A 2,595-nucleotide genomic window follows, 5' to 3' on the forward strand; every position below is an offset into this window, starting at 1 on the left:
CTGAGGCTAGACAACCAGGACTTTTTATAAGCCCTCACTTCAAAACGTGTTAGCGTTTAAGTGGTGGGTAGTTGACATGAAAGAGAAGCGATAATAGAGAGTATAAAGAGGCGGATGGTAAGGCTAATTATCAGTGAGGAAAAGCCTCACTGATAGAAGTCTCACTTTGCATCCATTCCTATTTCAAAAAGGCGACCAGCACTTGCATCTTTATGGAGTTCATTTAACCAATGCAATTCAACTGTAATATGTTCAATAACACTTTTTAAAATATAAAGTTGTGCACGTGTAACGTGTGTCTTGCTATGTTCGTATATTGATTGCATCGTATGTAAATGTTGAATCGTGTCCTCTCTCTTTTTTTCTAAAATAGGAACGATTGTTTTTTCATCACCAAAATGAGCGAAAGATAGTGCTGAATAGATTGGTTTATATATTTGATTTTTTGCCTCGAATTGTTTTAAAAGCAGTGTATAGAAAAGTTCTCTTCCAGTTTCGGTTATATGAAAAATCGTCTTATCTGGTCGATTTGTATCTCGTACAACATCTGTAACCGCAATTGCCTCTTGTTTTTCTAATTGTTCAAAGGCGTAATAGAGGGATCCTTTTGCATATTTAATATAACAATCCATTTGGCGTTCTTTCATTATATGTTGCACTTCATAGGGGTGTTTATCTCCTTCGAGTAGTAAGCCGAGAATGACTAATTTCATGCTCACGCTGTCTCAACTCCTGTATTATAAACTTTATACATATTATAAACGGTATATCTCTTTCGATAAAGAGATATACCGCTGCATGTTTTACTATACTAACTTACTTGCTTTTGTTTTTTTTTTTGTTCCAGTGAAAAGACGATCTTTTCCCATTAGTGTAATACAGATAATACTTAGGATAGCTGGAATAAGCGCCCATAAAAATGTATTAGCAATAGATGTCGCAAGCGCTTGTTTAATTCCACTAAGTATTTCCGGTGGAATTTTTTCAGTAGCATGTGGTGATAATAAAAAGCTTGTGTCTCCACTTTTTGGTGCCAGTTTTGCTAATTCTGGAGGGAAAACCGCTTTTAATTTATCGGTGAAAATATGGTTTTGAATGGTACCAAAGATTGTTACACCGAGAGTCATTCCGAGAGAACGGAAGAATGAGTTTGTTGATGTGGCAGAGCCTCGATCTCTCATTTCTAAATTGTGAATAGAAGACATACTTAAAACTGAGAAAGAGAAGCCAACCCCAAGCCCAGCAAGAATCATAAAGACTGTTACGAGTGTGCGTGATGTCTCCATTGTTAAAGTGCTGAGTAAATAGATACCAACTACAAAAAATGTACCAGAGATCAGCATAATGTTACGATAACTTGTTCGTGAAGCCAATTGTCCACCTGCTTGGCTTCCAATTACAGAACCTACCATCATCGGTGTTAAAATTAATCCAGCATTGGATGCAGAACCTCCCAGAACACCTTGAATGAAGATTGGAATATACACTGTACAAATAATAAAAGCTGCTCCGTAGAAAAAGGCTACACCTTGGCTTGCTGCAAATAAACGTTTTTTAAATAAATGGAAAGAAATAATTGGTTCTGTTGCTTTTCTTTCCACGAAGAAGAAAATGATAAGCATAATAGCAAATGTTGTAAATAAACCAATAATTATATTGGAATCCCATGCATATTCCTTACCGCCAAGTTCTAATGCAAACATTAAGCAAACAATGCTTATTACAAGTGTAATAGCACCAGCCCAATCAATTTTTTGTTTTCTATACTGTAATGACTCTTTGTAGTACTTAGAAATGAAGAAGAAAGAGATAAGTCCTAATGGAATATTAATATAGAAAACCCAGTGCCAGCTTATATAATCAGTAATATAAGCACCTAATAAAGGACCGAAAACACTCGATGTTCCGAAAACAGCTCCAAATAGCCCTGTCATTTTTCCTCGTTTTTCAGGTGGGAATATATCGTACATAATTGTAAATGCGATTGGCATAAGAGCACCGCCGCCAATACCTTGGATTGCTCTGTAAATACTTAGCTGTTCAATGCTTGTTGCTGTACCACAAAGAATAGAACCAAATAAGAAGAGGAGTAATCCACCAATATAAAAACGTTTCCGCCCATACATATCAGAAAGCTTCCCGAAAATAGGCATTCCAGCCATTGTTGCTACCATATAAGCTGATGTGACCCAAACAAATTTATCAAATCCTCCTAGGTCTCCAACAATTGTTGCCATCGCAGTTGCAACGATCGTATTATCCATTGCTGCCATCAGAATACCAAGTAATAATCCTGCAACAACAAACTTTGTTTTACTTATTTTGTTTTGAGATATTTGTGTCTCCAAACATAATCCTCCTTTAGTATAAAAATGAACTGATTTAATCTTTCAAAGGATGTATTTTCCAAAAGATGAAGTACATAATGAAGAATACCTTTATGTACAGTCTTTCTCTCCCTGCGCTTATTTATAAAGAAAGAATAGAAATCATAACTCATATTATAGTCAAATTTGACTAAAAGGTAAACTTTTTTTACCCGTCAAAAGTTTCTTTTCTTCAAGGTAGTTAAAAAGGAGATATGTATTGAATTTT

The 2,595-nt window shown here is 35.4% G+C and carries 2 protein-coding genes; both read right to left on the reverse strand.

Going from position 1 to position 2,595, the window contains the following annotated elements; genetic code table 11:
- Positions 1–161 precede the first annotated feature (161 nt).
- The gene (locus V7183_RS22915; protein ID WP_335360949.1) at positions 162–719 is read right to left on the reverse strand and encodes a PadR family transcriptional regulator; all 558 of its coding nucleotides are present in this window, start codon (positions 717–719) and stop codon (positions 162–164) included.
- Between the two features lie 87 nt (positions 720–806).
- The gene (locus V7183_RS22920) at positions 807–2,348 is read right to left on the reverse strand and encodes an MDR family MFS transporter (protein ID WP_335360950.1); all 1,542 of its coding nucleotides are present in this window, start codon (positions 2,346–2,348) and stop codon (positions 807–809) included.
- Between the last annotated feature and the right edge of the window lie 247 nt (positions 2,349–2,595).

The organism is Bacillus sp. JJ1127 (assembly GCF_036965845.1).
Taxonomy (GTDB): Bacteria; Bacillota; Bacilli; order Bacillales; family Bacillaceae_G; genus Bacillus_A.